The sequence below is a fragment of the Parasediminibacterium paludis genome (genome assembly GCF_042651445.1).
Taxonomy (GTDB): domain Bacteria; phylum Bacteroidota; class Bacteroidia; order Chitinophagales; family Chitinophagaceae; genus Parasediminibacterium; species Parasediminibacterium paludis.
Window position 1 is genome coordinate 40,506 of the sequence record NZ_JBHSDC010000018.1, and the last position, 16,773, is coordinate 57,278.

The 16,773-nt window shown below is 35.7% G+C and carries 30 protein-coding genes; 1 reads left to right on the top strand and 29 read right to left on the bottom strand.

The features are described 5' to 3' along the window. Nucleotides 1–72: 72 nt before the first annotated feature. From ACFOW1_RS09465 to ACFOW1_RS09570, 22 genes are all read right to left on the bottom strand, one after another. The gene (locus ACFOW1_RS09465; RefSeq protein WP_379013851.1) at nt 73–789 is read right to left on the bottom strand and encodes a hypothetical protein; all 717 of its coding nucleotides are present in this window, start codon (nt 787–789) and stop codon (nt 73–75) included. A 19-nt stretch (nt 790–808) separates the two neighbouring features. Then, entirely contained in the window at nt 809–1,606 is a 798-nt protein-coding gene (locus tag ACFOW1_RS09470) for a DUF6734 family protein (protein ID WP_379013852.1), read from the bottom strand. Beyond that, nucleotides 1,607–2,341, bottom strand: coding sequence for a hypothetical protein (locus tag ACFOW1_RS09475; RefSeq protein WP_379013853.1), 735 nt, complete (start codon nt 2,339–2,341; stop codon nt 1,607–1,609). It abuts the gene before it with no gap. Nucleotides 2,342–2,354: 13 nt separating this feature from the next. Then, nucleotides 2,355–2,936 (bottom strand): lysozyme, encoded by a 582-nt coding sequence (locus tag ACFOW1_RS09480; protein WP_379013854.1) that lies wholly within the window; start codon nt 2,934–2,936, stop codon nt 2,355–2,357. Further along, nucleotides 2,936–3,220, bottom strand: coding sequence for a hypothetical protein (locus ACFOW1_RS09485; RefSeq protein WP_379013856.1), 285 nt, complete (start codon nt 3,218–3,220; stop codon nt 2,936–2,938). The genes ACFOW1_RS09480 and ACFOW1_RS09485 overlap by 1 nt, the downstream gene beginning before the upstream one ends. A 3-nt stretch (nt 3,221–3,223) precedes the next feature. Beyond that, nucleotides 3,224–3,688 carry a glucosaminidase domain-containing protein gene (locus ACFOW1_RS09490; RefSeq protein WP_379013858.1) on the bottom strand — a complete coding sequence of 155 codons (465 nt, stop codon included), beginning with the start codon at nt 3,686–3,688 and terminating at the stop codon, nt 3,224–3,226. Nucleotides 3,689–3,700: 12 nt separating this feature from the next. After that, entirely contained in the window at nt 3,701–4,402 is a 702-nt protein-coding gene (locus ACFOW1_RS09495) for a hypothetical protein (protein ID WP_379013859.1), read from the bottom strand. 1 nt (nt 4,403) lies between these two features. Further along, nucleotides 4,404–4,553, bottom strand: coding sequence for a hypothetical protein (locus tag ACFOW1_RS09500; protein WP_379013860.1), 150 nt, complete (start codon nt 4,551–4,553; stop codon nt 4,404–4,406). Between the two features lie 4 nt (nt 4,554–4,557). After that, on the bottom strand, nt 4,558–4,722 hold the full coding sequence (locus tag ACFOW1_RS09505; protein WP_379013861.1) for a hypothetical protein: 165 nt from the start codon (nt 4,720–4,722) through the stop codon (nt 4,558–4,560). A gap of 12 nt (nt 4,723–4,734) precedes the next feature. Then, a complete protein-coding gene (locus tag ACFOW1_RS09510) occupies nt 4,735–5,160 on the bottom strand; it encodes a hypothetical protein (RefSeq protein WP_379013862.1) in 426 nt (141 codons plus the stop codon). Continuing rightward, nucleotides 5,161–5,619, bottom strand: a complete 459-nt coding sequence (locus tag ACFOW1_RS09515; RefSeq protein ID WP_379013864.1) for a hypothetical protein — start codon at nt 5,617–5,619, stop codon at nt 5,161–5,163. Then, nucleotides 5,619–6,002 (bottom strand): hypothetical protein, encoded by a 384-nt coding sequence (locus ACFOW1_RS09520; protein ID WP_379013865.1) that lies wholly within the window; start codon nt 6,000–6,002, stop codon nt 5,619–5,621. The genes ACFOW1_RS09515 and ACFOW1_RS09520 overlap by 1 nt, the downstream gene beginning before the upstream one ends. A 28-nt stretch (nt 6,003–6,030) precedes the next feature. After that, the gene (locus tag ACFOW1_RS09525; protein ID WP_379013866.1) at nt 6,031–6,789 is read right to left on the bottom strand and encodes a hypothetical protein; all 759 of its coding nucleotides are present in this window, start codon (nt 6,787–6,789) and stop codon (nt 6,031–6,033) included. Continuing rightward, nucleotides 6,789–6,959, bottom strand: coding sequence for a hypothetical protein (locus ACFOW1_RS09530; protein WP_379013868.1), 171 nt, complete (start codon nt 6,957–6,959; stop codon nt 6,789–6,791). The genes ACFOW1_RS09525 and ACFOW1_RS09530 overlap by 1 nt, the downstream gene beginning before the upstream one ends. 4 nt (nt 6,960–6,963) lie before the next feature. Then, nucleotides 6,964–7,185, bottom strand: a complete 222-nt coding sequence (locus tag ACFOW1_RS09535) for a hypothetical protein (protein WP_379013870.1) — start codon at nt 7,183–7,185, stop codon at nt 6,964–6,966. 72 nt (nt 7,186–7,257) lie between these two features. Then, nucleotides 7,258–7,875: a hypothetical protein gene (locus ACFOW1_RS09540; protein WP_379013872.1), complete on the bottom strand. Its 618-nt coding sequence runs from the start codon at nt 7,873–7,875 to the stop codon at nt 7,258–7,260. Between the two features lie 44 nt (nt 7,876–7,919). Continuing rightward, nucleotides 7,920–8,078, bottom strand: a complete 159-nt coding sequence (locus tag ACFOW1_RS09545) for a hypothetical protein (RefSeq protein ID WP_379013874.1) — start codon at nt 8,076–8,078, stop codon at nt 7,920–7,922. Between the two features lie 209 nt (nt 8,079–8,287). Then, complete coding sequence (locus ACFOW1_RS09550; protein WP_379013875.1) at nt 8,288–8,482, bottom strand: hypothetical protein; 195 nt, start codon at nt 8,480–8,482, stop codon at nt 8,288–8,290. An 8-nt stretch (nt 8,483–8,490) separates the two neighbouring features. Then, entirely contained in the window at nt 8,491–9,060 is a 570-nt protein-coding gene (locus tag ACFOW1_RS09555; protein WP_379013876.1) for a hypothetical protein, read from the bottom strand. Nucleotide 9,061: 1 nt separating this feature from the next. Continuing rightward, nucleotides 9,062–9,682 (bottom strand): hypothetical protein, encoded by a 621-nt coding sequence (locus tag ACFOW1_RS09560; protein ID WP_379013878.1) that lies wholly within the window; start codon nt 9,680–9,682, stop codon nt 9,062–9,064. 2 nt (nt 9,683–9,684) lie between these two features. Then, entirely contained in the window at nt 9,685–9,984 is a 300-nt protein-coding gene (locus tag ACFOW1_RS09565; RefSeq protein WP_379013880.1) for a hypothetical protein, read from the bottom strand. Beyond that, nucleotides 9,978–10,466: a hypothetical protein gene (locus ACFOW1_RS09570; RefSeq protein WP_379013881.1), complete on the bottom strand. Its 489-nt coding sequence runs from the start codon at nt 10,464–10,466 to the stop codon at nt 9,978–9,980. Before ACFOW1_RS09570 ends, ACFOW1_RS09565 begins: the two co-directional genes overlap by 7 nt. A 383-nt stretch (nt 10,467–10,849) precedes the next feature. Between ACFOW1_RS09570 and ACFOW1_RS09575 the strand changes: the two genes are divergently transcribed. Further along, complete coding sequence (locus ACFOW1_RS09575; RefSeq protein WP_379013882.1) at nt 10,850–11,125, top strand: hypothetical protein; 276 nt, start codon at nt 10,850–10,852, stop codon at nt 11,123–11,125. Nucleotides 11,126–11,258: 133 nt separating this feature from the next. Here the strand turns inward: ACFOW1_RS09575 and ACFOW1_RS09580 are convergent, their stop codons facing one another. The 7 genes from ACFOW1_RS09580 to ACFOW1_RS09610 all read right to left on the bottom strand — a co-directional run bounded on the left by ACFOW1_RS09580 (nt 11,259) and on the right by ACFOW1_RS09610 (nt 16,770). Then, nucleotides 11,259–11,462 carry a YjzC family protein gene (locus ACFOW1_RS09580; RefSeq protein WP_379013883.1) on the bottom strand — a complete coding sequence of 68 codons (204 nt, stop codon included), beginning with the start codon at nt 11,460–11,462 and terminating at the stop codon, nt 11,259–11,261. 171 nt (nt 11,463–11,633) lie between these two features. Continuing rightward, nucleotides 11,634–12,170, bottom strand: a complete 537-nt coding sequence (locus ACFOW1_RS09585; protein WP_379013884.1) for a phage antirepressor N-terminal domain-containing protein — start codon at nt 12,168–12,170, stop codon at nt 11,634–11,636. 114 nt (nt 12,171–12,284) lie between these two features. Beyond that, entirely contained in the window at nt 12,285–12,575 is a 291-nt protein-coding gene (locus ACFOW1_RS09590; protein WP_379013886.1) for a hypothetical protein, read from the bottom strand. A 477-nt stretch (nt 12,576–13,052) separates the two neighbouring features. Next, nucleotides 13,053–13,490, bottom strand: a complete 438-nt coding sequence (locus tag ACFOW1_RS09595; RefSeq protein WP_379013887.1) for an LPD3 domain-containing protein — start codon at nt 13,488–13,490, stop codon at nt 13,053–13,055. Between the two features lie 31 nt (nt 13,491–13,521). Next, nucleotides 13,522–13,977, bottom strand: a complete 456-nt coding sequence (locus ACFOW1_RS09600; protein ID WP_379013889.1) for a hypothetical protein — start codon at nt 13,975–13,977, stop codon at nt 13,522–13,524. Next, nucleotides 13,977–14,369 carry a hypothetical protein gene (locus ACFOW1_RS09605; protein WP_379013891.1) on the bottom strand — a complete coding sequence of 131 codons (393 nt, stop codon included), beginning with the start codon at nt 14,367–14,369 and terminating at the stop codon, nt 13,977–13,979. Before ACFOW1_RS09605 ends, ACFOW1_RS09600 begins: the two co-directional genes overlap by 1 nt. Nucleotides 14,370–14,373: 4 nt before the next feature. After that, the gene (locus ACFOW1_RS09610; protein WP_379013893.1) at nt 14,374–16,770 is read right to left on the bottom strand and encodes a primase-helicase family protein; all 2,397 of its coding nucleotides are present in this window, start codon (nt 16,768–16,770) and stop codon (nt 14,374–14,376) included. Nucleotides 16,771–16,773: the final 3 nt, after the last annotated feature.

Sequence of the window (16,773 nt, forward strand, 5' to 3'; positions counted from 1 at the left end):
CAGTAACGAACTAAAAAGCGGTGTGAGATCAACAGAACAAAAAAGCCACTCAATTTGAGTGGCTTTTTTGTTCTAATAATATGAGTTTATTCTCCAAGAGGTACCTGTAGCATGAAGCGTTACGGAATGACCTGGTGTTAATGTAAATGAAGTGTTACTTCCACTATTACCAATTATTTGAGATGAAAGCGAATTGATTGTTATTGTACCGCTACCACTATTGGTAATTACATAGATATTTTTAAAAGTTGGGAAATATAAGTTGACTATAAATGTGCCATTGCAGTCTACTTCATAATCGTTATAGCCTAAATTAGTAGTAGATGTTACGTATCTGTAATTTAGTCCTAAACCTTTGCCTGTAAAAGAACCTCCTATATTTAAGTCGTATGGAACATATAGTTGTGAAGTGTTAGCCGTTAAAATTGGCACTCCACTGGCACTATCAGTTACTGCAAATGAGCCGTTTCCATAGGTTGAAACAATAGTTGCATAATTGCCTGTTGGCGCTGTTAGTTTTAAACTATCGCCCCTTTGAATAGGTGTTACTTTATTACTACTTCTTTGAAAATAGTTCGTACTATTCCCCGAAAATCTACTGTTTAACAACTGCTTTACCGCCGATTCCGTCATTACTTTAGAAGTGCTTTGGTTTGAAAGTGTGGTATCATTACTGACACCATTTACCTTGTAGCCATTAATAGTAATGCTGTTTACTAGTATGCTTTGTGCGTGTGCTGCCATTATTGAAAAAATGGCAAATAGTAAAATGACAAAAGTTTTTTTCATTGTATGATTATTTTTATAGTTACATGATTGTTTGCAGCTTCAACATTTTTAGTTTGCGTTCTACTTGCTGCATGTGTTGAACGTTTTTCTTACTGGTGCTTAAAAGATGTGTGTATCGGTGTTGGTACTTTGGCGAAGTATCTTCATTTAGTAAAAAATCTACCTTCTTGGCTTTACAGAAAAATGCAATAAACCATTGTTCAAATAGTAGCGGTTGACCATTTTTTAAATCATAATCAATTCCATCCCAGTTATATTGTTGATTTTTTAAAACATAATTCTTTGCAGTTTTATAGTATGTATCAATAATGCTTAAATCATTAAATCCAACTACTCCACAATTGTAAGCATAAGGTAAATTTTCAATAAGGATACTTTTGGGCAAAACATCACTATTTGTTTTTATTCTTTCTAGGTAATGTTTGTACATATCAAAATGCTCAACACCTTGGAAAAATGCATCTACTTTTTTAGGGTTAAAAAAATGTTTTGGTAGTCCATCCCATAAAAAAACGTCATTATCTATATGTACAAATGGCTCTTTGATTTTTGTAAAAACGTACAACTTGGAAAATGCCCAATTGTGAGGTTGTACCCAATTTAAACAATCTAAATCCACTACTATATCCTCATATAAATGAGCAAAGTCTTGAACCAATTTTGAACCTTCATTATCAGTATATAAGACTATCCTGCCAGTAGATTTTTTGAGTAAAATAGCTGACAATTGTATGCAGTTTTTTAAATCTTTAATAGAATTATAGCCGCAACAATTTGTATTTAACGTGGTAGTTGAAAGTGAATGAACGCCTAACATTTATTGGAATATTGCTTTAAAGAATAAAAATGATGGAGCGCCGTTACTAAAGTTTTCACGATAAACACGTATGGACATATCAGTATAATACACCTTATTTACTGTGTATGGGTTTTCGTTATTTCTTCCATTTGAAACATTAAATACATCAAGAATTACCTCGTTATAACTACTGTTCGTTTCAAATGCGATTACAGTTATCCTATCTAAGGGTTGATTTTTTGGAAACAAAATAATTGTAGAAAGTAATGTATATTGTGGTAATATAAACTCTTCCGTTGTTACGGCACCACCTGCGGGGGCTTGTAATGTATTTGAATAAAATCCTAATGAACTTAATTTTGAAGCTATTGTATCAATTTCAGACTGTAAACTTTCTAAACTAGGGTACAAAAAGCCGCTGCCAATACCATCGCCATAAGAGCCATAACCATAACCACTGCTTGCCTCTGTAACAAGCCAAACGCTGCCATCGGGTTTGTAATACAATTGCCCTACTGTTAACCCGCCTGCTATTGCTGAGATGTTATCGTTGTATGGTGGAATGTTTAATACCCCGTTTGCTTTTGTGGCTTGCCATATAGCGTGTAAATAGTCAATCTGTCTGCTATTATCGCCAAGACTAGGTGCTAATGCTGTTGTGTCTAAGCTTGGTAGTAATGCGTGAAGGATGGCATTAAAATAATCAAGCTGAATGCTGTTATAACCAATACTAGGCGGTGTTTCTACATCCATACTAATAAATTTTTTAAGAAAGGAACAATGCTTTTTCTTGTGAACGGCGCTTTACTAATCCTGGTATTTTCTTGCCATTACTATAAGCCCATTTATCAAATTCGTTCGCTACAATTTGCTTTGATATGCCTTGGTTTAGTAATCTCAATAAGGTACTCCCCTGTAATGCACCAGTACCAAGATTATAGGCAAAAGATGATAGTGCTAGTAATTGATTGTCGTTAATTGGTACTTTCACTAGACTTTGTACAGCACTTACTTTTTGGTTTGCCTCAATAAAAAACCACCTTACAGCAGTGTCTTTATTGATAACATCTCTTTGTTGTACTGCTCTATTTTCATCCCAATTGTAGATACTGCCAAAACCAATTGTATAAACACCAGGTGGGTCAATTTTGTCATGGTAAGCATGCGATGCGTACCCTTCAAAACCACTAATCAAGTTGAATATTTTTGCTTTAAAATTATCAGTCAGCATATCTACTTCATCATTAAAAGTTTTTGGAAAAAGTTGCCTTCTAAACATCACTACAATAGCAACAATTGTTACTATAATAGCCATGTAAATGAGGTATGTTTTGGTTTTTACTGTCATTATTCCATATTGAAATCAAAAGGGTCTGTATAGCCGCTATTGTATACATCGCTAGGGCTTATTACCGTTGCTTCTTCGTCTGCTTGCGCCTTTGTTTTAATGGTAGGTAAAATGGTGTTATCATTAAACAAATCAATAGTAAACGATGGGCTTTTAATATCCTTAATTGCTTGGTTTAATGGCTTCGGCACATTATTAAGTTGGTAAGACACGTACAGTATAATGCCTATGTAAATAGCAATCGGTATTAACACAATAGCTATTATTATGAGTGCTTTTTTCATGGGTTATACAATTTTGCCTGTTGTAGGGTACATTTTTTTCACCTTTTGCATAATCGGATTAATGGCATTAAAATAGTCTTGTGGGTCTTTAGGGGCTTCACAGTAGCCGCCGTTTGCAATAGCCATTAGTTGGGCTTCGGGTGTTGTTGCAGTGAATAGCCCTTTTTCTTTGTACCTATCGGCTGTAACAACTGCTACATGTCCTTTAAAATAGGCTTGTGGACTTGGATAGATGGCATATTTATTACTGTCAGCACTTGCACCAATTGCAAAAGGTACTCTGCCACTAAGATTTCTAATACCGCTAAAATTGTTATACTTTCTGGCTACGGGTGTTTCACCATAGCCGCTTTCTAAGCACATTTGTGCAACTACGACAGGAAAATAAAGCTGAGAACCTTTTATAGCAGTCAGCAAGTCTTCACCATACTTATCTACAAAGGCTTTTATTTTTTCTACACCAGTCATAAAAATTAGATTTTATTTAGCCTTACCAGTGAATTTTGCGACAGCCCAAATAACACCTGCCAATACAATGACACCACCCACAATACCTATAATAAGCCATGTTTTATTTTTTTGACTTGTTAACGTGGTAGACCCTAATACGGTATCGGTGCTAGCTGTACCAGTTTGTAATATTTGCGAGCCAGTTGGGCTAGGCATTTGTGTATAAACAGTGCTTTGCGCTATTGGTGTCGCTGCACCTGGTTGGTTTAACGGCGGTGGTGTGGTAGCGGTTGTTGTGATATTACCATAGTAAGCAGCAAATTGCGCCGCTTCATTTGGATAGCCTGCACGTCTAAATTTATCTACCAATTTGGCAGTAAACTGTGCTGCATTTAAGCCATATTGCTGTGAAGCTGCATCGTACACCTTTTGCACACCTTGCATTTTGGTACGCATATAACTGATGGCGTTCAATGCTTCATTTTGTACGTTGTCTCCATCGTGAATAACCCACCATGCAACACTTGTACCAGGTGGGCGATTGTTTTGGCTATCTTGAGCATCCCATCCTTGCCAGTCGTTAGGATTTGGTTTGCTCGCAAATAAACTGCCTAAGACACCTAAAATAGCACCACTGCCTGGTAGTGCGCTATTGGCAGCGGTTTGAACGGCACTATTTCCAGCCGAATCACTAATCCAATCCCTTTGAAATTTATTGATAAAACTTTTCATACTACTGCTTAATTGTTGTGTTTGATGAATTTGCGGCTTTAGCTTTTTCTATTTCTGCTAGTGACTTTATAGCACGGTATCTTAGAAAAAACCCTAGAATCATGGATAGAATAATTACAACACCTACCCACTGCCAAAATGATAATTTCATATTGCTACTTTTTATGTGCGTACTTAGAGATAACAATTAGGATTAACCCGATTAAGAAAGTTGCACCTGCAAGCTTTAAAATGCTATTGTTATCAACTTCAACTTGCACATTTACAGTTGGTAATTGCCCATTGTTAGTTACGCCCAATGCGTCTAAAATATTTGCCATAATTGATAAGTTTTACATCGCTGCGCTTGACAAGTCGAAGTATGCGTTTTGTTGTTTAGCTGCTTTAATTTTATTCACCAATGCATCCCTAGCTGCCTCATTGTATATGGCAAACTTGGTAGTAACGCCTACCCAATATTTACCTAGTTCATTCAATGATTTTGGGCCGAGATAACCATCTTGTGTAACACCCAAAGCCTCTTGAATAGGTTTTGCAGCTTCACTATATGTGTTATAAATAATTGGGTAATCTGAATTGCTAACAGGTGTAGTTGGCGTTACTGCAGCACCACTATTATTTGCGGTATTAGATCCTGTAGTGGCACCTGGTTGTAATACAGCTTTTTTAGCATCTGCATTCTTTTTAATAAAATACAGAATAATCCCACTTATTGCAAGTGCCACTAGCAACACGATTAAAATTACTTTTGGTTTCATCTATGTAAGTGCGTTTAAGATGGTTGATTTTATGTATTGGCTACGTGTAAATGTGAACGTATCTGTAGCGATTGATTTTAAACTAGTACCTGCTAACTGCCTAAAATATTCACTGGTAAGTACCGCCTCTGCAGGTGTAACTAAACGGTTCAATGCGTCTGAAAAATCTTGGCTACTTACCCAAAACAAAGCTTTGGTTAGCGGCCAAAAAGTAACGGCGGCACGGCAATCTGTTGCCACTTGCTTACATACTTTTTGTCTATTTACATCTACACCAGTTTCGGCGGCTGTTATAGCACCACTTGCAAGTTCACCCGCAGCATTACCCGCAGTTTGAGCAGCTTTGTAAACGCTGTACACCACATAAATCACTACAGTTGCTACTATTGCAATTAATATCCATTGTAATGTGCTTTTGTTACCATCTGCAGTTGCACTTTTAAATACACTTGCTGCCATTAGTTATGAGGTTTTAAAGCAAAAAATAATAATGTTGCTACCACTACCACACCGCCCACAATCCATAAGATTGTGGCGGTTTTTTTACCATTGTCGGCTGTTGGTGATGGTGTATTTGTAGCTAAACTGGAAGTATTAGCTGTAACTTGTTGATTGCTTTTGGTAGCCTGTATTACCGCATTCGCTACTGTGCCTATAGCCGTAACTATATCGTTTGTTTTAGAATTTGATGAAACCTGGTCGGTTACTTGGGGTATACTAGGATACATTTGCGGTGTATCTAAAGTTTTAGAAATTGGTTCAAAAACTGTTGTTTCAGGCACCAACTGAATACCCCAATAACCAGATACAGGCTGCACAAATTCCTTATCTAAACCATCCATAGGAATAATTTAAAATGAAAGAATTTGGTTACTGCACAACAGGTGTTTCAACAACTGGTACAGGTGGTACAACAGGTGTTTCTGCAACTGGTATAGTTGATACAACAGGTGTTTCAACAACTGGTATAGTTGATACAACAGGTGTTTCAACAACTGGTACAGGTGGTACAACAGGTGTTTCTGCAACTGGTATAGTTGGTACAACTGGTGTTTCTGCAACTGGTATAGTTGGTACAACAGGTGTTTCAACAACTGGTACAGGTGCTTCGGCTACAGGTGTGGGCTGCAATTCGCCATTAACGATAGTTTCATTAGGTAGTTTGTCTAAGACTTCTAAACTAGTACGTAGTTGAATTAATTTGGTTTCAATTAAGCCATTAATAATACTATCTTTTGGCATACTATCACCATTGGCAAGTACACTTTGTTTTACGAGGTTTCTAGCAATACCACGCAGCACATCCTGTCGCATTTCGGGTGAAAGGCTTTCAATGTATTTAATCGTTTTATAAACTTTTAACGTCCAATTTGGTTCGTTAGTAATATCAGCAGCGATATTCATTGCATCTATTGCTTTATGTAAAAAAGTCAATAAAAATTCTTTCAACTTGTCGTCAGCTTCACCTGGTATCAACGCTGTGATAATATTGGCTATAGGGCTTTCTAAAATTGCAATTAAACGCTTAGTTAGTTCAATTGATGGTACAACGTGGGTAGCTACAAATGCGTCAAAATTGTCAAAAATTGACTTGAAAAAAGCTACTATTCTGTTCAAAAATTTTTTCATTATTGGTTGTTTTTGTGCCATTCGTTTTTAATACGTATTACATTGTATAGTATCGTACTAAAGCCAACGGCGGTAAGTGTAATAAATGTAATGTCTGATTTGAAGGCTTCATTTAGCGTAAATGCTAATACAGTTGTTATACAGCCTCCAACGCTTTTACTATCGACCATTTGCTTAACGCTTTTTGGTGGTTCTTCTTTTTGTACCAGTTGCTTTCTTTGCAGGTTTACGCTTTGCGGCTGCCTTCTTTTTTGGTGCAGCTTTTTTTCGAGGTGCAGCCTTCTTTTTAGCGGCTTTGCGTTTCATGCTAGCACTACAAACATTACCTGCTTTGTCAATGAAATAAAGCTTGCCAGCTTCACGTTTGATGACATTTTTCTTTACAATTGTTGACATACTTTAAGAATTAAAAAAGGCAACAACAGCTAAATGTTGTTGCCTTTCAATTTTGAAATAGTTGTTTATAAATTAAAGTGCAATACCTGCTGCTTGAGCCAACAATAATTTTTGTTGCATGAAGTAGCTATCACGCATTGCAGCACCCATAAAGAATGAGAATGTAGTAGTACACTGTGCAGGAATTGTGATACTTAACTCAGTATCTTCAGTAGTCACCAATTTGTCAAACTTAATTGTTACAGCTTTGCCATCTTGCTGCGTACGTAACTCAGGTCTGTTAAGGCTAATGGTAGTTTTGGTACTGATTTGGTTATAAAAATCCCAACGTGAAATTTTCATATCTTGACGTACCTGCAACTGGTTAGTAGCAGTAATATCAACTTGCAAAACTACTTGCGGACTTTGTGCTAAATCGTACAACCAGTCTTCAATTAAAAAATCTTTTGGCGTACATACTAAATCAGTAGCACCCGCAGTGTACACAATTGCACCAGTGGCAATTAAGTTTGCTAGATTCGATTTTCTGTTAGCAAAAAACAAAATTTGTCTACTGGCAGTAGCATGGTTATTAGTAACATCAAAAGTTACTTTGCGACCTAGGGACAATTGAGACGCAAACGATAAGTCATACGCCTTGTTAGGCATATCCAAATTAATATCGTTTTTGCCTGTATAAACTTGATCCATTTTATTAAATTTAAAAGTTGGTTAATTTATTGAGGTGTATGGTACTATTTAACAGGCGCTACTGCTGTTGGGTCTGTAATGGTTGTGGTCTTCTTTTTGTGCTTATCAATAGCTTCCTTTATCACTAATGCAAGCAAAATCGAACCTGCAATAGCTACGCTGCCTATTACTAGGTTTACCCATTTGTTAGTTACTACGTTCATGTGGTTTTTGTTTTTTGTGAATGTTTTCGACTGTAAATCTGCATCACGTAAAAGTGGCTCAATTCCAATACCAGCTTATACTACAGTATACTTTTTACTAGCGAATAATACCCTCAAAAAGCGCCTTGTACATTGACATTTTTTCAAAAAAGAAGCCTTTGCAGAAATGCAAAGGCTATCATTAACTTAACCAATAAATTTTTAACTTTCTAGGGTTCGCCTAGCTTATCTTTAATAGCATCAATAATGCTAGATGGATAGATTTTCTTTTTGCCGTCTCTAAATGGCTGTACCATTGTTTTTAAATCCTCGTACTGGTCTATCATGGCATTAAGTACATCTAGTGAGAAGCCATACAGCTTTGCCAATTCTCCTAAAGTATTTGGTAGCCTATATTTTGCCATATATCGTGTTATTCATGTACAAAAATGGTTTCGCAATAGTGAGGGTCTTTATGCCTTTTAATCCGTTCGCCACACTTAATAATAGTTTCAGTATTTGCAAACTTTTTTAGGTCACTTTTAGTAAAATAATCTGTGGTTTTAAATAGCACAAGCATGTTGTACATATCCGCAATAAAAGGCGGTACATGCTTCAAACAATGGTATTGAAAAAATACATCACAACTACATTTTCTAAGGTCACTTATCAAGTCATTTAAACCACCTTTACCAATACTTTGAGGTATATAGCGTTTTGCATCTTCAAACACCACACTACTACCTTTTTTGTAGTGCATAATTGTCTCACAAACTTCATTCACTTGGTCTATATCAATTTGCACCACAACGTTATCGCCCTTAAAGGTTTTGAGTTGCTCAACTGTCACCTTTTGCCAGTTATCAAATCGTGGTGATAATTCGCCCTTATTTACTACAATAGTTCGTCTACCAATTAACTCGGTTTGCTGAAAGGTAAAAGTAGACTTGCCAACGTTTCTACCACCTGCTATTATTGCCAAAATGTATTCTCTTTCATCCATATTATAACATTTTAAACATAGCTAATCTAGTAACCGCTATTGAAGCCAATCCTGCAAAGAATAATTGCTCAGGACTTAGTTTTTTCTTTCGCTTTTTCACAATTAAAACCAATGGTTTCATTAACTTTCTTTTCTCTGCATCACTTAAATCAGTCTCATCCAAGAAATTTTCTACATCACTATGCAATTCAGACAGTAGTTTTTCTTCTTCTGTTAATTGGTCAATATTTATGACACCACCATTTTTCTTAGCCCGCTCGTTTGATTTCAACTTCTTAACAACGGCTTTCATTTTTTCAACGCCGTTTTCACCTGCTATTTCAACAGCTTTGTTATTGCGTTTGTACTTAGCTGCCACTGAAAATATTAGGTTTAAAACCATTTCAAGTAATACTAGATAGGTTTCAGCCTGGTCTTCTAAATCTTCATCGCTCAGAGGCTCTTCATATTCCGCTTCTTCTTTGTCAGTATTGGGCGGTGGTGGGGGTGGTGGTAACTCAGTTTTTACAGTTTCTATCACTTCATCAATGATAGTTTCGGCTGTGCTTTCAACTATTGGTGGTGTAGGTCGTTGCAAAAATTCACTTGCTTTCTGCACGCCACTAAAAAATTTATCTTTCATACCTACAGGTCTTTATATTTTTCAATTAATGGTGTAGCAGTTTCAGTGATGTTTTGTAGAAATGAATTGCTTTCACCGTCTATCGCAGACAATATGATGCCACCTACTTTTTTTGCAAGCTTGAACTTGTTTACTTTTTGAGGTTGTAATTGGTGGTTGACAATGCCAAACTCAACCAAAGTAGTTATTACTGCACCTTTAAGTTTTGTAACATCTTCCTTCATTTCAGCTATTTCAGCTTTTAAGCGTTGGTTTTCGTCTTGTAGTGCTTGTATTTCAGTGGGCGTTAATTCTATTAGCATATTGGTAGGTTTAGTTTGCTATCATTTTCATAATAGCCATTAGTAAATAATTTGGTTTCTACATCATCTGGAACTCCAAAAATGTAGGCATCACTAACATTTAGGTGAGCATGTACCAGTTGGCTATTGATGGCAAAATCAAACACCTTATCGTAAAACTGTTGTTTGGTTTTCCAGTATCCCTGTTCAATACCATTTTCTATAATTGCAGTTACTATTCTACCTTTTTCACCACTGAAATTCACCATGCCACTAAAACGACTGCTCGGTGGTGGCTTTTTTTCTTTTGGTTGCGTTTTGCTTTCAGCTACAGTGCTAGTTGTAGCAGGTTCTTTTACTTCTTTAACGTCTTTAAGTGTCTCGCTTTCAGTATTAGGCTGTGCGCTTTCTGTTGGTGTGTCGTTATTTTCCACAAAAGAAGTCTCAGCCTTCGGTGGTTCGTTGTTGGTTTCGCTGTTTGTGGTGTTATTTTCATCAATCATACAGGTAATTTTTAACTGTATGCAAGTTGTAAAATGATGTTGGCAGTGGCTTGCCAATTTTAAAAAGTAGCCGCTGCAAAATTTTCTGCAGAAAACAAAAAGGCAAAAAATCAGTAAACGACTTTTTTGTGTTACAAATGTTACAATGTTACAATGTTGATTATCAATAAGTTAGCTTGTAACATTTTGTAACAATTTTATAGTGTGTTACATTTTAATAACTATTGATTATCAATGATTTTTTCGTTAAATAAAATTTTATAAAGTTTATATTGTTCATTTTCAACGTTGTAACAATTTGTAACAATTATTTTATGCTTTGTTACACTTAATCCATTGATTTTCAACATTGTAACATTGTAACAATTTGTAACAGTAATTATTTGCAAGAAAAAAACAAGTTGAAAACGGCTATTTTTAAGCCTATGATTTTTGATGAAGTTTGCTTTAATGCTTTAAAGGGTAGTTTTCAAATAAAATACCAGGTACTTACTACACAAGATGTTACACCAACCTTTGTTTTCATTACTAATAAGGTGAAATACTTTGCTCTAGGTGCTGAAATAAAAGCCTGGTACCAGTTTGGTAAATGGTGGCTCAAGTGTGATTATTGGGAAGTAGAAAAAGAAGAGGAAAGAAGGTATTTTTTAAGAAATTGATTATGTATAGATAAAAAAATTACACCTCTTAGGAAGATGTAATTGAAATTTCGAGCAACTATTGTATTCAATTGAACAATTGAAAGAAGTAGTTATTATGCTCAAATGTTTATCTCAAAAGAAAAAACTTGCTTTATTTAAAGCTTGGATGATTATTAATATGCCAAGCTGCTCTCACTAATGTAAATTGTGGATGTTTACCACAATGATTGCAAGGTGGAAAGCGATTACCTTTAATACAAGTTACTTCATGGGGTTCAGTATGTACATTATCATGTACTACTTTGTAGATTCCAGAATTAGGAACCTCATCTCCTGGTTTGTAGATTTCTGCCATATTTATAGATGCCCTTATTTTATGAGCAATTAACTTATACTAAATAAATGCCAATATTTAAAGATGACAAAATGTATTATTAATATGCCAATATTGCATATAAAAAAACCGATGGTATTACAATCGATTTTTTAGAAAGTGAAAAGCTTTTTTCTACAAGTTCATTAAAATTTATTTGGCTTCAAAATCCAACAACGCTTGACCAGCCAGTAAACTCTCGTCTTGAGATGTCAAGTTTTTATTAACTGACTTAATCGCTTGTTCTAGTTCAATCATTCTTTTATAGTCAGCGTCTTCATTCATTTTTGCAAAATGTAGTTTTTGATATTCATCTTTCATTTGCTGCCTAGTTAATAAGTCGTGTTGACGCATATTAAGTGCATTATGAAAATGTCCATACAATACATCATAGCACTCTCTTTGAAATGCAATATGCTCTTCTGTTTTTGGTGTAAAAGAAAGTAGCCAACCATAAACAAACTTTTCAGGTAGACAAACCATTTTGTAAGATTTGCCATCGCTTCCAGTTGAGGTAATATTTACCTTAACTGACTTAAAAATTGGATGATTTTGAAGCCATTTTTTATGATTATCCCAATCAATATCTAACACTTCAATGATTGGTTTTAATGCAATGAAAAATTTGCCATCCTCATTTACAAGTGTGAGTTTTTTACCATTAAAATCAAGAAATTTTTCCGTTGTCATATTAATTATTTTAGAGAAATAAAAATACTATTTAGTTGCATTTGTTTTTATGTTGTATGTAAATACTTACACACATTTACTTTAAAACAAATCGTATAAAATTGATTTTAATTTCTATGCTTTCAAGTTGGGATTAATGGTTAAAAAATGAACGTACAATGCAGGTAACAGTTGCTGTAATTGTTCTAGCATGTACATCATGTTACCTCGCTCTAATGGGTTTAAGTCGCTCAGCTCACTTGCCATTGCGTGGCGAAATACCTGTACCAGGTCTTTTACATACTGGTCAGCAGGGCAAAAAGTAATAAAGTTGTGGATGGTTTCTACACTTTCTTCTAGTGTAGGAATGCTGCATAGATTATTGCATAATCTTGCTTGTGTTGCTTCATTTTTGTCTGTTGTCATAGCTTCAAAAATTGAAAGGTTAAAAAATAAAAATACCCAGTCGCTGACAACAGACTTTTGCGGAGCAAAAGAAGCTACGGACTTTCACCGATACGCTGGGCGTTATTTTAACCAATAAAAAGTGTAGGAATTTGCCCCTACTAAAAATCTGTTGTCGGGGCAAATGTAGGATTGTTTTTGATATAGCAAAAGAAAGTACACACTAAACCAAAGAAAACACATGTAAGTCAAAAGAAAATACACACTAAGTCAAAGAAAATTGTACGTAAGTCAAAGAAAAATACACGAAAAGTCAAAGAAAACTGTTGTTAAACAAAACAATTTCATATTTTTGTGTAGCAAAACTGGTAAGTAAAAATGCGTAACAAATTTGCTTCACAAATTTGTATAACGATTTCAAACATATTGCCGTTTAAGCGACAGGGTTATCTTCGCCGAAGGCAGAATAAAAAGGGTTACGATATTTCGTAGCCTTTTTTATTTCTTGCCACTATTGGTAGCATATTCCAAACTGCTTTCGTGCAGATCGTACTGTACTTTATTTCCTTGCAAAATCATACAACTAATTCTATAATCTTTCACTTTTCCATCAATGCGTACTTTGCATTTAAAGTTTACAAATTTCTTAAGTGATGGATATTTTAATAAATGCTTTGGTTTGGGGTCGCCAAAGTTGTTGTATGTCGCATTTTGCAATACAACAATAATATTCATTATTACAACTGTTGTTTCCTTGCTGTTATGCCTTTCGGCGGTTTTCATTCTACTATTTCTACCAAATTTTATACTCAATCCAGTATCAATATTTATGATTGATTTGCCTTGAATATTGTCTTTAAAGTATTTTATTAAAAAACTTTTCCGTTCATCTAAACCGTGTGGTATATCAATAGTTGAAAGTGATAATATTGCCATGTGTCTGTAAATATAAGAAGTAAGTAATTAGTTATACTGCTTGTGTATTGGGTTCATTAAAAAATTGTAATTGTACAGGCTTTTTGCGTTTTTTCTTTTTTCGTGTCGGTTCTCCGGCTTGCTTCTCAGATTTTTTAATGTCGCTATGTACCAGGTCTGAGTATTGCCAAATACTAAAAGGTAGGATGCAACTAATAGTAATTGAAGCCCAAAAATGAAAATCCCACACACCACCTTGCCAGTAATAAAGCAGGTTGATAAGGATAGCCACCACTGCGAAAAATGTGGCAATACGGCGTTTTTGACTGATGGTAAAAATGTAGGTACTCAGCTCTAAACTTGCAGCGAACATATAAGCGATACCAGTATCTAACATTGATTGTGTTTTACTGATATTCTCAAATACATAAGCAGCGTGGTTTACTTGGGTAAGCAGTGCCGAAATGATGGCAAAGCGTACTAAAAAGGTTCGGTTTAATTTTTTCATTATTTGCGTTTTAGTGATGTATTAATAAAGTCTAGGTTTTCAATTAGAATAAGTACCAGTAGTTGTTTATCCCAATCGATATTTTTACTGCTGTGCATGGTTTTAAATAGCTGTACCGTCTCAGCTTTGGTGTAGCCTGTATCTAGGTAGCAAGTCCATTCGGGTAACTCGTTTAGCTTGCAATAGCGTAGGTCTACAATTTTACCAGTGGTTAAAAATTCACCTTCAAGCGTTAATCTGTAAAATGCATCTACATGGGATTTGCTGTAGTTGCAAAGCCTTATTGTAGTGAGGTATTTACAGAAAAACTTACCATTCCAATTTTGGCTGAAAGCAATGTCGCCTTTGTAGTCGTATTGCTTTGTTTCGGGTGCAAAAAGTGTTTGTGTCATGTGTTTACATTAAGTCGTTTACGCCTTTATGTTTAGGTGGTGTGTTTGATATTGTTGGTATTGGCTCTAGTGTTGTTTCGTCGTCTAAAAAGTCCGAACGGTTAAATTCGTAGTATCTACCAACGCAGTTTTTCTTAAAAATTTTGTATTCTATTCTATTCTCGGTGTAGGCTTCTTGCATTACAGGAAAGTAAATATTGCGTTGTGCAGGTTGGGTTTTATAGCCCATTGTATTCAACACGTTTTTTACGTAGTTCTTATCTTTATCATTCATTTTGGCTAAATACTTCACCACATCATCTAAGCCCATTTTAATAGTATCGTAATCGCTTGCCTCAAACAATTGCGTTAAGTTGTGTATAATGATTTTCTCAACCGTTGGCTTGCTATTTTCTACAATTTTGGCTAGTGCCTCAGTTTTAAGCAATCGTGTATCAAACCAGTGTCTTTCTACTTGCTTGGTTAATATGCTGCGTTGGCTTAAATAGTGTAAAAAAGCGGGTATTTCGTCTAGCAAGTCTTCTAGTAGGTTTACATTTCTACCTTTAATTACAGGCACTTTTATTATCCAAAAGCGTATCTCCTCAGCATCAATAGAAGCGAAATTGTCTTCGTTGTTAGATAGCAATATGAATTTGCCGAAAAAATCCATGCTCACTTGGTCTACACCTTTGCCCTCTTTCATTATGCTACCTGCTGTAGATAAGCCTTTAATGCGCTCCATTACAACATGCTTTTCTATCTTGGTTTCATCACAACCAATTATCAACTTGGTAGCCCAATGGCTATTAAAATTGTTTTCAAAATCTTGGTTAGAAACAACCGCTAGATTTTCGGTAAAAATCATTTTCAGCCACTTTAAAAACGTGGTTTTACCAGTTTGCCGCTCCTTGCTCACAAGACATAGAATAGGCAATATTTGCTGTGGGTTCTTGTATAGGATAGTTAAATAGTCTAGTGCTAGTTCGTAGCGCTTTACTTTAAAGTCACCTGCAATACATTCATCTTCTCCAAAAATGTGTTTCAAAAAAGCAATGGTGTTATCAAAATTGCCTTCTTCGGGTTCATGGCTAAATGGATGGTAAGTATTGAAGCAATTGTGTATGATGCGTTGGTAATTCAAATGCTCAGGCACGTTGCAAAAAGCCCTGTATTTTGGTATGTGCTTAAAAATGTCCTTTCCATTATCATCTTTAATGGTCTCTTTACGGCGTTTGTGCTGTTGCTTGGTAATGTTGCCGTATTTGTCGGGTATTTCTACAAACTCAAAATAATCATCACCTACACGAAAGTAATTTGCTGCACTACTTGGTATTTTAACCAGGCACTTGTTTTCTTTCTCATCGTACTGGTATAGGGTACCATTAAAACGAAATTCTTTGTCTTTAAGGTCGGGGCGTTTCTCAATGTGGTATAGATAAAACTGGTCTACATCGTGCAAATAGAAATACCGCAAAACCTTTCCAATACCGTAGGTAATTTCAAAGCGTGTACTGTAGGTTAAAATCTCCTTCTTTTTAGAGAAGTCGTTAAACTCTTTAGCAATGTCCTTCACTTCGTCAGAAAATGCACATAATAAATCGTCTAAGCCTTTCGGGTTTCCATCTAGTTCATCCGTATTTATGTGTGCGAAATACCGTTGCACATTTTCTAGCTTACTGGTAAGGTCGTAAAAAGTGGCTACACTCCTAAAAAACTGATTAGGGCGGCGGTATAAGTCCAAACCGTCCTTAATATCCTTTGTAGTAAGGTTTCTACAGTCTCCATCGGTAAGCCACACAAGGCGCTTTACCTTACATTTAAGTATTAGCTTCTTAATGTCTTCGTGTAGTTCGCCAGTTTCACGGTCTTTAAGGCAGGTAATAGACGGCAAGCCCACACAATCTATTTTGTGTAGCGATGCCTTAAAGCTTTTAAAATAGCCCTCAGTTAAGTAAAGTGTATCTATGGTAGTTGTTGCATCGTACTTGGCTAATAGGGTAGGTGGGAAAAATGGTACAACAGGCTCACCCTTTGGCATTAGGTATTTAATCTCACTGCCATCTTTCTTTACAATTGGCTCAACCAGGCGTGTAATTTTATACGTTTGGTTTTTCCATCGGCTACCTTCTTTGCTGTAGGTGATTAGCAAGCGGTCTAACGTATATGCCAAAATATCAATTCCCTTATCACTTTGCGAAAACACGGCAAAATCTACCAACTCAGCTTTGTTGGTGGTAGCGTTGTTTTGCAAAAGCTTCACTGTATTATTTGCCTCGTTGATACCTAGCAATGCCATCCTACTAGTGTAGTATTCTTGTGGTGTAGGGATGGCATTTTCCATAGAAATAGTGGCAATTGGCGGCGTTGCTGGTTCGGCTGTATCGTCTGTTTGAATAAAAAGTTTCGCGGCTTTTGCCATGTG